Origin of the sequence: Silvimonas terrae (assembly GCF_014202765.1) — a bacterium.
In the GTDB taxonomy this organism is placed as follows: domain Bacteria; phylum Pseudomonadota; class Gammaproteobacteria; order Burkholderiales; family Chitinibacteraceae; genus Silvimonas; species Silvimonas terrae.
On the sequence record NZ_JACHHN010000006.1, the window covers coordinates 136,505 to 148,878 of the forward strand.

Sequence of the window (12,374 nt, forward strand, 5' to 3'; positions counted from 1 at the left end):
AGATGCCACTTCGTAGCCCGGATGGAGCCAGAGGCGGGAATCCGGGGGGGCGGGACTGGTTCATATTGTGGATGGTTTTAGCGCGTAGGGTGGATTCGGAGCGAAGCGACAATCCACCTTCATTGTCGTAAAACCCGAACCCTTGTTAGCGCCTTTGGCGCGAAGTGGAAAAGCATTTGATACCGGCGGTGGCCGGAGCACGTTACTTTCTTTGCTTCGCCAAAGAAAGTAACCAAAGAAAGGCGACCCCTGCGACAGCGCCCGCTGCGCGGGTTCCCTGTGCTTCTCGTGAGGGCCGGCTGGCTCCAGGGAACTCGGGCTAACGCCCTCAAACACCCTTACGCCGAAACCCCGGCCCTCACTGCGATGCTCGGCGCCGCCGGAGGGGGGCAAGTCAAAAGCAACGGCAACGGCAACCCCAACCCCGGCACTGGCGGTTTGCTAAGGGTGGCCCCTCAACGCCCCGCCAGTTCCGGCAACTGCAAAGTGGTCACGCCAATATTGTCCACGTCATTTCGCGCTTCATACGGCGGGGCGGAGCTTTGCACGGCGACCAGCATCGGTCCTGCTGCGGTGTCTACCCAGAGCGGCGAGCCAGAATCCCCTTCCAGCGTGTCGCAGCGATGAAAAACGGTGTTGTCGGGGCTCAGCGCGGTGATCTTGCAATGCAAGTGCGCGGCCATGATGTCGTCCTGGTCTTCCGGATAACCGGCCTGGCTAACTACGTTGCGCGCGCGGGCCAGGACTTGTTGCAACTGGCTACGCGTGCCGGTGAACATGCGCATGGGTTTGGGCGCATCGCCTTCCACCAGTTTGACGCGAATGATGGCGATATCGTACTGCCGCGCTTTTTTGGTGATGTACACGCCGTCGCTGCGGCGGTCGAGCCCGGCCTTGAATTGCGGGTTGAAGATCTGGCTGACCACGCGGTATTTGGCGGTGTACTGGCCGTTGTCATACGCGGTCATGAACCATTCACCCTGGTCCATGGTTTTGCCAGCCATCCAGAAACAGTGGGCGGCCGTGACAGCGGTGTCCGGCGAGATCAGCGTGGCGGTGCAATCGTACTGGCGATGCGTGCGCATGACGCCAATGGCCGCGTACATGGGCGCGAAGGGCGTGCGGACAATGACGCGGTCGTCATGGCCGAAGAACATGATCTTGTGTTGGGCAGCCTCGCTGGGGGCGGCATGGGCAGCTTGCAGAGAGGCCAGCAGCAGGGCCAGCGCGAAAAAGAACCGTTTCATGGGCAGTATGGGCAGTGGTCAGGAAAACATGGACGCAAGAATGAGAACAATGTTCCCGTCTTTGGGTTGACACCATAAAACAAAAACGGGGACCGAAGTCCCCGTTTTTGTTGGCAATGCTAACAGTCTGTTGCTTAGGCAGCAGAAGCAGCGGATGCCTTCTTGTGCTTCTTGGCTTGAGCCTTTTGTGCAGCGGAGGCAGCGGAAGCCTTGTGCTTCTTGGCTTGGGCCTTTTGTGCTGCGGAAGCGGCAGAAGCCTTGTGCTTCTTGGCTTGAGCCTTTTGTGCAGCCGAAGCAGCGGAAGCCTTCACTTTCTTGGCTTGAGCCTTTTGTGCGGCGGAAGCGGCGGAAGCCTTGTGCTTCTTGGCTTGGGCCTTTTGAGCGGCGGAAGCGGCGGATGCCTTGTGCTTCTTGGCTTGAGCCTTTTGTGCTGCGGAAGCGGCGGATGCCTTAGCCTTCTTGGCTTGAGCCTTTTGTGCAGCCGAAGCAGCGGAAGCCTTCACTTTCTTGGCTTGGGCCTTTTGCGCTGCGGAAGCGGCGGATGCCTTGTGCTTCTTGGCTTGGGCCTTTTGAGCGGCGGAAGCAGCGGAAGCCTTAGCCTTCTTGGCTTGAGCCTTTTGTGCAGCCGAAGCAGCGGAAGCCTTCACTTTCTTGGCTTGGGCCTTTTGTGCTGCGGAAGCGGCGGATGCCTTGTGCTTCTTGGCTTGAGCCTTTTGCGCTGCGGAAGCGGCGGATGCCTTGTGCTTCTTGGCTTGGGCCTTTTGCGCTGCGGAAGCGGCGGATGCCTTGTGCTTCTTGGCTTGGGCCTTTTGTGCGGCGGAAGCAGCGGAAGCCTTAGCCTTCTTGGCTTGAGCCTTTTGTGCTGCAGAAGCGGCGGAAGCCTTCACTTTCTTGGCTTGGGCCTTTTGAGCTGCGGAAGCGGCAGATGCCTTGTGCTTCTTGGCTTGTGCTTTTTGTGCGGTGGAAGCAGCGGAAGCCTTGTGCTTCTTCGCTTGAGCCTTCTGCGCTGCGGAAGCGGCAGAAGCCTTCTTGTGAGCGTGCTTCTCAACCTTCACCGATTTCACGGTGGAAGCAGGGGCGTCAGCAGCAACGCCGAAAGCGGCGGCGCCGGCGAACATCGCTGCAACGAGCGTAGCGACCAACTTGTTCATGGTAATTCTCCAACGTTTTTAAGAGATGCGGGACACGTTCTTGTCGTGTTGGAGTGGATTATTAGGAATTGCCTGAGGGCGGTCAGTGCGGGGATGGTTGCGTGTTGTAACTGAATGTACTTCGGTGGTGCATTAACCACTCTTTTTGTTATTTACCGCACTGCATCAGGGCATGCTGATGAGTGATTTTCCATTTAAAAACAACGCCAGATCAGTGATCTGGCGTTGGGGGTTCCAGGTCCGGTATTTACAGGCGGTTGGCGTCTTTCAGCGTGGTAGGCCAGAACAACAAAGCGCGCGCGCCGCCCATCGGTGAGGTTTCTATGCGCAAATTGCCGCCGTGACCGCGCATGACCATGGCCACAATCGCCAAACCCAGACCATAGCCGCCGGTGTTGCGGTTGCGGCTGCTTTCCAGTCGCTCAAAGGGTTGTAACAGCCGTTCACGCTCGGATTCCGGAATCCCGGGGCCGTTGTCATCCACCATCAGCCGGGCCACGCCATCAGACCAGGACAGCACCACCTGGATCTTGCCGCCGCCATAACGCTTGGCGTTGCTGATCAGGTTGGAGAGCACGCGGGACAGATAATAGCTATCGGCCGAGACCAGCGGCGCACGCAGGCCGGTGGTGTTTTCCAGCGGAATGATATTGCCGCCGACCGACAGTTCAGACAGCTGCCGCTCCAGCCACGGCAGGATTTCCAGTGGCTGGATTTCCAGTTGCATTTGCGAGCGTTCCAGCTTGCGCAGGGTCAGCCACTCTTCGACCAGTTGGTCGATCTGTTCCAGATCACGCTCCATGCCGGCGGTCTGGGCCTCGGCCGGTGCGCCGGCTTTCAGCGCTTCCAGCCGGTAACGCATGCGTGCCAGCGGCGTGCGCAAATCGTGCGAGATGGCGTCGATCATTTGCTGGCGGCTGGCGGTCAGTTCTTCCACATCATGTGCCATGCGGTTGAAGGTCGAGCCCAGGGACGACAGTGGGGAGTTCTCTGAAAGCTCTGCCCGCACCTTGAAGTCGCCGCTGCCCATCGCCCGGCTTTGCCGGATCATGCTGCGCAGGTCGTGGTAGAACGGGCGCATCCACAACCAGGTGGGAATGCCCAGTGCGGCACACATCAGCAACAGACCCAGAATGTCCGGCCAGGAAATATTGTCCAGCCGGTTCAGGTAGGGCACCGGGCCCAGCACCACGATCAACTGGGTGTCCGGAATGCGGTGCAGATAGATGTCTTCATCTTCCAGCAAGATGATGTCGCCATCGGCCAGCGCTTTGCGATTGGGCGTGCTCAGGGTGTAGGCATCCAGTTGCTCGATCTCGACCGGCACCGGCAGCTTGCCGCGCATGCGGCTGATTTCAGAGTGCCAGATGGATTGCGGCAGATCACCCAGTTCATCTTCCACAATGCTGATGGTGGTCTGGAAGATATCGGTGAGGTAATGCTGGTTGATGCGCTCGATCATGTGCTTGTACAGGCCGCCAATAATGAGCGCGGAGGCCAGAAAGCACACGACGACGGTCAGGTAAAAGCGCAGGAACAACTGGCGCATGGCAAAGCCCGCGGGCAGCGAGCGGCGAGAGCGCCGCACGAATACCGCGGCGCGGCGGTAGAGCGTGCGAATGATTCGGGATGGCTTGCGCATGGTGTGTGAGGCGTGAGGTGAGCGGGGTGAGGTGGCGACAACGTGCTTGTCGCAGGGGCCGGTTGCTCCCCTCATACCTCACGCATCATTCTTGCCACCAGATATCCGTGGCGAACAAATAACCCTTGTGGCGAATGGTCTTGATCTTGCGTGGCTCGATCGGGTCATCGGCCAGTTTCTTGCGCAAACGGCTGATGGCGACGTCGACACTGCGATCCAGCCCGTCGTATTCAATGCCGCGCAGACGCTTGAGCAAGTGGTCGCGCGAGAGGATTTCACCGGCGTGGCTGGCCAGTTCCCACAACAAGTCAAAGTCACCGGTCGACAAATGCAGCGGTTCGTTGCGATAGGTGGCGGTGCGGTTACGGCTGTCGATCACCAGGTGGCCGAAGTTGGTGGTGGTGCGCTGATCTTTGGCCGCACTGATGGTGGGGGTGACCGTCCCGGTGGACTGGCGCAGATGGGCTTTGATCCGCGCGACCAGCACTGAAGGCGGCGTGGTTTTGACCACGTAGTCGCTGGCGCCAATCTCGAAACCCAGAATCTGGTTCATGTCGCTATTGAGCGAGGTCAGGATCACGATCGGGCCGGTGTAGAACTCTCTGAGTTCGCGGCAGATGGTCATGCCGTCCTTGCCCGGCAGCATCAGGTCCAGCAACACCAGTGCAGGCGGATTGGCGCGCACGTTTTCAATCACGTTGTTACCGTCTGCCTGATGTTCAACTTCAAACTCGAAGCTCTTCAGGAAACCGCCAATCAGATCGGCCAGTTCCAGGTCGTCCTCAACGAACAGAATGCGTTGGGTCATTGCTTAACTCCGCAGCTACTTTTCCGGTTTATCTATCTAAGGTGCGTTTCGGGCAGGGCGCGGGTCGCCACTGCACTTCTTACTGTGTGTCCAGTTGCTTTGTGACCGTGGCGTATAGCGCATCGGTATCCAAAGGCCGTGCCTGGAAGCCATAACGGATGAGCTTGCCATTCCGGTAGACATCCACGCCATCAAAATCAATGCCGATGAGGCGCTGATCACCGGATGTTTTGATCTGATCCAGCCAGAGGGCTTCTTGTTCCAGTGAGAGGCAAGGCGTTTCTTGCCATTGCGTCGCATCGCTGTAACCCATGCGGCCGAACCCAGCAATGTAACGCAAAGCCGTCACCTTGAGACGCCAGATGGAAAAATCACCCAGCGCCAGGAACTGGGCCGTCTGGGGCTGATACCGTGCCAGCCGGGCGGCAAGCAAGGGCGAAGGGGTCACCGGTGCTGCGGTGCCGACCAGCGTGACCCGCTCGGTCGTAGCATCGCTGCTGTCAAACACCACAAAACTGCATTGCGCATTGGCCTGCAGGTTCTGCGTGTGTTCGGCCAGCGCGCTGATCACAAAGAGCGGGCAACCCGTTTCATCGCACACATAAGGCAGGTAAGAGGCATAAGGTACGCCCGGCCATTGCACGGATTGCGTCGCCAGCACGCCTTCCCGGCAACGGCGTGCGAGCGCTTGGGCGGGGTGGACCCACTGCGCGGCATAGTGGATGGGCATGACATTCGGCTATTGTTTTGGGAATATGTCGATTGTAGCGCAGAGGCACGCGCTGCCTTGTTCAACGATGATCCGGCCGCAAGGCCAGCACCAGGGCCAGCTTATGACCGTACGTACGGTATTGAAAATGGGCACGCCGAGCCTGCAGGAAAAATCGGCCCCGCTCACCGCGTTTGACACGCCAGAGCTCAAAGCGCTGATCGAAGATCTGTTCGATACCATGCATGCCTACAACGGGGTGGGCATTGCCGCGCCGCAAATCGGTGTGAACCTGCAGGTGGTGATCTTTGGCTTTGAATCCAGCCCGCGTTACCCGGACGCCAGCCCGGTGCCGCAGACTATTCTGATCAATCCGGTGATCACGCCGCTGACCGATGAAGAAGAAGCCGGCTGGGAAGGCTGCCTGTCTGTACCGGGCCTGCGTGGCGAAGTGCCGCGTTATACCAAAATCCGTTATCAAGGCTTTGATCAGCACGGCCAGCCCATTGACCGCGTGGCAGAAGGTTTTCATGCCCGCGTGGTGCAGCACGAGTGCGATCACCTGTGGGGCATTCTTTACCCGCAGCGCATCCGTGACATGACGCGCTTTGGTTTTCTGGAGGTGCTGTTCCCGGACCTGACCGACGCCCCGGACGACTAAGTCTCTGGTTAGCCGGCGGTGCACAAAGAAAAAGCCCCGCATTGCGGGGCTTTTTGTGTTCTGGGTTGCCTTGGGGGCTTATTCAACGATCAGGGTCAGATCGCGGACCGCTTCAACGGTCTGGTTGCCCGGACCCCAGCACACTTTCGCCTTGTTGCCCTTCTGGAACATCACGATGCCGTCAACGGCTTCGGGCTTGCTCACGGTCGCAGCGCGGTTAACGCGGGCGTTACGTTGCAGTTCAACGGACTTGCCAAAGAAAGGGATGCTGATTGCCATGGTGTGTACTCCTGAAATCGATTTGAATTTTGATGACGTCAGTATACATGGTTCGTAGTTATACTACGTAGGAATTATTTACGGAATGTACATGTGATGACTACATGAAATCGTTACTGGATATGCAGTGTATCAACGAAAATGCTCGATTTCAAAGGGCTTGAAGATGAAATGTGGCAGATGGACGCTACATATTTTCTCATCATGTTTCATCTGTTTGTAGTTTTACTTCTTGTTTTTGACAGAAGAACTACATCCGGCGGGCAGCAAAAAGGTGTGATTACCCCCGGCTCTGTCACAAAATGAAGGGCCGCCACGTCTCAGTGGTGATCCCTCCACCGGTTGACCGTACTGCCATGAATGCACCCGCTCTCTCATTTACTGCTTTGCGACCCCGTCTGTTTGCCATGGCCTATCGCATGACCGGCATGCGGGCGGATGCGGAAGACATCCTGCAAGACGCCTGGCTACGCTGGCACGAGGCCGACCGCACCCGTATCGAGATTCCCGAGGCCTGGTTGACCACGGTGGTCACCCGGCTGGCGATTGATCGCCTGCGTGAAGCCAAGCGCAGGCGGGCCGACTACATCGGTCAGTGGTTGCCGGAGCCATTAGTCGAGGCCGCGCCGGAACCCCTGCAACAGTTGGAGCATGTGGGGGAGCTATCGCTGGCGTTTCTCACCTTGCTGGAAAAACTCTCCCCGTGGGAGCGCGCGGCGTTTCTATTGCGCGAGAGTTTTGAGCTGGACTACGCAGAAATTGCCGCCATGCTGGGTAAAAGCCAGGCTGCGATCCGCCAACTGGTTCATCGGGCCAAGGCGCGTTTGCAGGACGACTCGCCCCGGTTTGAGGCCACGCCAGAAGCGCACCTGGATCTGTTGCAGCGCTTTGCCCGCGCCTCTTCCCGGGGTGATCAAGCGGCGCTCATGGCGTTGCTCGATGAAAACGCCATCTATAGCAGTGACGGCGGCGGGAAGGTCATGGCCACACTGCGCCCGCTATATGGCGCCAAGCGCCTGGTCTTGTTCTACGCATGCCTCGTCCGGTTGTATGCCGAAAAACCGGTGTATTACGCGATTGCCACGGTGAATGGCGAGCCCGGTCTTTTGCGTTACAACTACGGCCAACTCGATTGCGTGATGTCCGTCAGCCACGATGGTGAGCGGATACACGCCATTCATGTGGTGCGTAATCCGGACAAACTGGCGCGGATCGATCCTGCGCTGTCACAACTTGGTCCGCTGGTCCGTCTTGTAGAGTGAAGCGGCTGCCTGAAGCTGGGTAGCTGCATGTTTGATTCATTCTTCAAGGAGCCTCCCATGACCTCGCCCCGTCTGCCTTCCCGTGATCTGGCCCCCAAAGCGTACGCTGCGCTCGGCCAGGTGAACGCCGTGCTGGAATCATCGTCGCTGGATCGCAAACTCATCGAGTTGGTGTTTTTGCGCGTCTCGCAAATCAATGGCTGCGCGTATTGCGTGGATCTGCACTGGAAAGCACTGATTGATGGCGGTGAAGACCCGCGCCGCCTCAATAGCCTGATCACCTGGCGCGAGAACACGTTTTATACACCGCAAGAACGGGTGGCGCTGGCCTGGGCGGAATCGCTGACCCGACTGGAGCAAACCGGCGCGCCAGATGCAGACTTTGCCCCGTTGAGCGAGCACTTCACGGATCAGCAGATTGTAGAACTGACTTTTGTGGCCGCGCTGATGAATGCCTGGAACCGCCTTGGCGTGGGCATGCGTTTGCCGGTGGGGATGCCCAAACTCAAGCACTAAGGTCTTGAGGGCATCGTGTTGAGGCATAAAAAAACCGCAGCTCAGGCTGCGGTTTTTATTTAATCCGGTGCACTCAAGGTGCGCGGCGGATTAGATGGCGCGGATGGCGCCAGCTTGCAGACCCTTCGGGCCTTGCTTGACTTCAAACTCAACGCGCTGATTTTCCTTCAGGGTCTTGAAGCCTTGACCGGTGATTTCGGAAAAGTGAGCGAACAGATCGGCGCCGCCGTTGTCCGGAGTGATGAAGCCGAAGCCCTTGGTGTCGTTAAACCATTTTACGGTGCCGGTAGTAGTAGACATGCTACGTTCCTTTGAAACAGATTTTGAAAATTGGAGCGAGACGCTCCGGTAGTGCATACGATCAGGAAACGTACCGGGAAACTCTGGCAAAACGCCTACGAGGGCAAAGCAGGGTAAACCGTGGTCATGCTGAATCGAAAACTGCAGAACGCACCATACACAGGTTTCACGGTGCTGTCGATAGTAAAAAACAGTTTTCGACCAAAGGCCAAAGCCCAGGCTGAATGCGGTTTGCCGACCATTTTGACCTCTGCGGGCGGGATATTACTTGCCTGCGTCAGGGGTTTTTCCGGCTTGCTGGTGGCTGGGGAAGTCGGCAAACGCGGCATTGAGCAGGGCCGCAATATGCGTCCCGCCCATGGTCAGTTGCTGGCGCAGTACAGGTGCCATTTCATCGGCATACGCCAGCGGAATATCTACCTGGCTCCCTGCGGTCTGCTGCGGGCAGGTTAGCCCGCCGGGCAAATCGCCATAGGTGAGCGCACGGGCAATCGCGTTGGATTGCGCGGCCCATTGTTCCGGCGTGCCCTTGCTCCAGTCGGCCAGATGCGGGGCAAAGTCGGCCAGCAAGCGGTCTGCAAAGGCGGTCTCGCTGGTGCCGCGCAAAAGGCGCTTGATCAGGCCGGTATCCCACAGTGCATGCAAGTTGCTTGGCTGGCCGGCAAAAACCACGTGTACATCGTTACCGCCCCGGTCGTGGTTATCTGCCGCATGCAGCGGCTGGCTTAAGTCCCCCGCCACGTGAATGACCACGCGCAAGGCAAGGCGTTGATCGTCTACGGTGGCGTCAGGGTCTTGCAGCACTGCCATGAAACGGGCGAGGGCGGCGGTGGCGCAGCGCCCGTCCGGACAGTAGCTGTCGTGGCTGCTGGTGGTGCACAGGGGGATATTGTCGTAATGCCACTGGGCAGAGCCGGGAATGCGGGCGGCCAGCATGGCGCGATTTTGATCCAGCCAGTTGGCTTCATCGGCCAGATTGTCCGTGCCCAGGATCTGCCGTAGCGCAGCGCGGCTTTGCGGAGTAAGCAGGGCGTTGGCCACCAGGCCGGTAATCCGGTGTCCTTGTGCGCCCCAGGCATGCGCCGGGCCGCTATATATACCAAAGGTCAGCAACACGATCAGCAGGCTGATGCTCATGGCCCGGGTCATGGCAGGGCTCCTCTATACGGGTTGGCAGGAAAGCGCAAACTTTTAATTAGACGACTGTTCACTACGTGATTATTTTGTTTTCAAACAAGGTATTTGGCAGGCATTCTGCGGTTATTCGGGTCGAGTTGCGTCCAGTCATGGCACTGCGGCGTGGCGGTGCCAAAACAGACTCAAGCTTCAGGCAATTCAATAAAACAAGACCATTGATATCCACGGGGTAACCATGAACAACAACAACACACCCGCCGGGGTGCACCAGATCGTCATTGTCGGCGGGGGCGCCGGCGGGCTGGAGCTGGCCGCACGGCTGGGCCACAACCTGGGGCGCACTGGCCAGGCGCGCGTGATTCTGGTGGACGGCTCGCCAACGCATATCTGGAAGCCGCTGCTGCATGAAGTGGCTACCGGCGCGCTCAACACGGGTGAGGATGAAGTCAATTACTTCGCCCATGCGCATCGCCATGGATACGAGTTTGAATTCGGGTTCATGAATGGTCTGGATCGCGAAGCACGTACCATCAGTCTCAACGCCGTGTTTGATGAAGACGGAGCCGAGTTGTGCGGTCCGCGTAGCATCCATTACGACACCCTGGTGCTGGCGGTGGGGGCGGTGTGTAATGACTTTGGCACGCCGGGCGTGCAAGAGAACGCCATGCAACTCAACACGCCGATCGAAGCAGATCGCCTGCGCAAACGCTTGCTGGCCCAATCGTTCATTGTAGGGACCACCAACGATCCGCTGCGTGAATTGCGTATTTCAATTATTGGTGCCGGCCCCACCGGCGTGGAACTGGCGGCAGAAATCCATCACGCCATTACCGAGGCCCACAACTACGGCTCGCGCTTGTCGCCAGATCAATTGCGCATCAGCGTGATTGAAGCCGCGCCGCGCATTTTGTCGGGTGCGCCGGAGTCGCTCTCTATCTATGCCACGGAAGAATTGAAGGCGCGCAATATCGCCGTACTGACCAGCAGCAAGGTGCAGGAAGTCCAGCCCACCCAGGTGGTCCTGGCGGATGGTCGCAATATTGAATCCGATATCATTGTCTGGGCGGCGGGCGTCAAGGCTGCGGCGTGGTTGTCTACGCTGGGCCTGCAAACCAACCGCAATGGCCAGATTGAAGTGACCTCGGTGCTGCAAACCGTGACAGACAAGCATATTTTTGCGATGGGTGATTGCGCGTTTGCTACCGATGGCGAGGGTGGTCCGCCGCTGGCGGCCACGGCGCAAGTCGCCCACCAGCAAGCACGCTGGCTGGCCGAGATGCTGGAGAAGTATTTTGCCGGGCGGGAAGTGGCGCCGTTCCGCTTCAAGCCGCAAGGCATTATGGTGTCCCTGGGCAAGCACACCGCCGTGGGTTCGCTGGCGGCCGTGGTTGGGCCCAAGCGCGACTATTATGTGGAAGGGATGAGTGCCAAGCTGATCTATTCTTCCCTGTACCGCATGCATCAGGCGGCGTTGCATGGCTGGGTGATGGCCGGGCTTTTGTATGTGGGCGACAAGTTGCGGCGTATTGCGCAGCCGCCGCTCAAGCTGCATTAAGCCGCTTTGTTGCGATGCTCCGGCCACCCAGGTTTTACCCTGGTGGCCGGGATCGACAGGCAAAAAAAACGCCGACCTTGTTGGGCGGCGTTGTAAACAGAGGATGGAAACGAAACCGCGCGGCGTGATAACACACCGCGCAACACGAATCCTCGTCCACGCCCCGCCGCCGGTCAATTATCATGATCTAATTATTGACATTGGCAAAAAAATGGGCATTTGCTCAATTCCGCTGCTTTTCTACTGTTTTGCACCCCTTTGTACCGCACACTGACCAATGGCAATTGGCAGCTTCCCCCTATTCTTCGGTAAGATTTGGTGTTTTTCCCGAGAGTGAATCCGCATGGCGCAAGTTGGGGTAGTCATGGGCAGTAACAGCGACTGGGACGTCATGCGCCTGGCCGTTGAACAGCTCAAAGCATTTGGCGTTGAATTTGAATGCAAAGTGGTCTCGGCGCACCGTACGCCAGACCTGATGTTCGAATACGCAGAAACCGCCCGTGAGCGCGGCCTGCAATGCATCATTGCCGGTGCCGGTGGCGCAGCCCATCTGCCGGGTATGATCGCCGCCAAAACAACGGTGCCGGTACTGGGTGTACCCGTGCCATCCAAGTATTTACGCGGGGAAGACTCGCTATTGTCGATCGTGCAGATGCCCAAGGGCGTGCCGGTGGCGACCTTCGCCATTGGTGAAGCCGGGGCGGCCAACGCCGGTCTGTTCGCGGTGGCGATCCTGGCTGCGCAAAGCCCTGAACTGGCCGAAAAGCTGGCTGCATTCCGGGCAAAGCAAGAGCAAACCGTGCTGGATATGACGCTGCCTGAGGTATGAGTCAGGACGACGCCGAGGACGAACTGGCCCGCTACCAGCTCATCATTGATCAGGGCTGGTGGCGCTGCGTGCTATGGCGCGGGATGGTTTGCCTGGGTGTGCCGGGTAATTTGCTGTTGTATCTGGTGCGTGCGCTAAATGGTATTAGCCCTGACCTTGTTTCAGGGATATTGCACACGTTTCCATTGGGTTTGACGGCCGGTTTGGTCTACGGACTGGCCTTATGGGGGTTTGCTCAGTTGCAAATCCTCAAAGCAAAACGAGAAAAGGACTGAAAA

15 protein-coding genes are annotated in these 12,374 nt (G+C 58.3%); 7 read left to right on the plus strand and 8 right to left on the minus strand.

Going from position 1 to position 12,374, the window contains the following annotated elements; all coding sequences use genetic code 11:
• Positions 1-455: 455 nt before the first annotated feature.
• The 5 genes from HNQ50_RS14930 to HNQ50_RS14950 form a co-directional block, all read right to left on the minus strand.
• The gene (locus HNQ50_RS14930; RefSeq protein WP_184101993.1) at positions 456-1,247 is read right to left on the minus strand and encodes a trypsin-like serine peptidase; all 792 of its coding nucleotides are present in this window, start codon (positions 1,245-1,247) and stop codon (positions 456-458) included.
• Positions 1,248-1,381: 134 nt separating this feature from the next.
• Entirely contained in the window at positions 1,382-2,398 is a 1,017-nt protein-coding gene (locus tag HNQ50_RS14935) for a hypothetical protein (RefSeq protein WP_184101994.1), read from the minus strand.
• A 247-nt stretch (positions 2,399-2,645) separates the two neighbouring features.
• On the minus strand, positions 2,646-4,040 hold the full coding sequence (locus tag HNQ50_RS14940; RefSeq protein WP_184101995.1) for an ATP-binding protein: 1,395 nt from the start codon (positions 4,038-4,040) through the stop codon (positions 2,646-2,648).
• Between the two features lie 85 nt (positions 4,041-4,125).
• Positions 4,126-4,848 (minus strand): two-component system response regulator RstA, encoded by a 723-nt coding sequence (gene rstA / locus HNQ50_RS14945; RefSeq protein ID WP_184101996.1) that lies wholly within the window; start codon positions 4,846-4,848, stop codon positions 4,126-4,128.
• Between the two features lie 79 nt (positions 4,849-4,927).
• Positions 4,928-5,578 carry a HugZ family pyridoxamine 5'-phosphate oxidase gene (locus tag HNQ50_RS14950; protein ID WP_184101997.1) on the minus strand — a complete coding sequence of 217 codons (651 nt, stop codon included), beginning with the start codon at positions 5,576-5,578 and terminating at the stop codon, positions 4,928-4,930.
• A gap of 103 nt (positions 5,579-5,681) precedes the next feature.
• Here HNQ50_RS14950 and def point away from each other — a divergent pair, with 103 nt between their 5' ends.
• Positions 5,682-6,218 (plus strand): peptide deformylase, encoded by a 537-nt coding sequence (gene def, locus HNQ50_RS14955; protein ID WP_184101998.1) that lies wholly within the window; start codon positions 5,682-5,684, stop codon positions 6,216-6,218.
• 78 nt (positions 6,219-6,296) lie between these two features.
• Here def and HNQ50_RS14960 read toward each other — a convergent pair whose 3' ends face one another.
• Positions 6,297-6,497: a hypothetical protein gene (locus tag HNQ50_RS14960; protein ID WP_184101999.1), complete on the minus strand. Its 201-nt coding sequence runs from the start codon at positions 6,495-6,497 to the stop codon at positions 6,297-6,299.
• 141 nt (positions 6,498-6,638) lie between these two features.
• On the opposite strand from HNQ50_RS14960, the gene HNQ50_RS14965 reads away from it, so the two are divergent.
• The 3 genes from HNQ50_RS14965 to HNQ50_RS14975 are packed head-to-tail and all read left to right on the plus strand — an operon-like array spanning position 6,639 to position 8,275.
• Positions 6,639-6,803: a hypothetical protein gene (locus tag HNQ50_RS14965; RefSeq protein WP_184102000.1), complete on the plus strand. Its 165-nt coding sequence runs from the start codon at positions 6,639-6,641 to the stop codon at positions 6,801-6,803.
• Positions 6,804-6,853: 50 nt separating this feature from the next.
• Positions 6,854-7,759 (plus strand): RNA polymerase sigma-70 factor, encoded by a 906-nt coding sequence (locus tag HNQ50_RS14970; RefSeq protein WP_184102001.1) that lies wholly within the window; start codon positions 6,854-6,856, stop codon positions 7,757-7,759.
• A gap of 57 nt (positions 7,760-7,816) precedes the next feature.
• The gene (locus HNQ50_RS14975) at positions 7,817-8,275 is read left to right on the plus strand and encodes a carboxymuconolactone decarboxylase family protein (RefSeq protein WP_184102002.1); all 459 of its coding nucleotides are present in this window, start codon (positions 7,817-7,819) and stop codon (positions 8,273-8,275) included.
• A gap of 90 nt (positions 8,276-8,365) precedes the next feature.
• On the opposite strand, the gene cspE is transcribed toward HNQ50_RS14975, so the two are convergent.
• Complete coding sequence (cspE, locus tag HNQ50_RS14980) at positions 8,366-8,575, minus strand: transcription antiterminator/RNA stability regulator CspE (RefSeq protein WP_184102003.1); 210 nt, start codon at positions 8,573-8,575, stop codon at positions 8,366-8,368.
• A 264-nt stretch (positions 8,576-8,839) separates the two neighbouring features.
• The gene (locus HNQ50_RS14985) at positions 8,840-9,712 is read right to left on the minus strand and encodes a S1/P1 nuclease (protein ID WP_184102004.1); all 873 of its coding nucleotides are present in this window, start codon (positions 9,710-9,712) and stop codon (positions 8,840-8,842) included.
• A 235-nt stretch (positions 9,713-9,947) separates the two neighbouring features.
• Between HNQ50_RS14985 and HNQ50_RS14990 the strand changes: the two genes are divergently transcribed.
• From HNQ50_RS14990 to HNQ50_RS15000, 3 genes are all read left to right on the plus strand, one after another.
• On the plus strand, positions 9,948-11,267 hold the full coding sequence (locus HNQ50_RS14990) for an NAD(P)/FAD-dependent oxidoreductase (RefSeq protein ID WP_184102005.1): 1,320 nt from the start codon (positions 9,948-9,950) through the stop codon (positions 11,265-11,267).
• Between the two features lie 343 nt (positions 11,268-11,610).
• Positions 11,611-12,096, plus strand: coding sequence for a 5-(carboxyamino)imidazole ribonucleotide mutase (gene purE / locus HNQ50_RS14995; RefSeq protein WP_184102006.1), 486 nt, complete (start codon positions 11,611-11,613; stop codon positions 12,094-12,096).
• Positions 12,093-12,371, plus strand: coding sequence for a hypothetical protein (locus tag HNQ50_RS15000; protein WP_184102007.1), 279 nt, complete (start codon positions 12,093-12,095; stop codon positions 12,369-12,371). The genes purE and HNQ50_RS15000 overlap by 4 nt, the downstream gene beginning before the upstream one ends.
• The last annotated feature ends 3 nt before the right edge of the window (positions 12,372-12,374 follow it).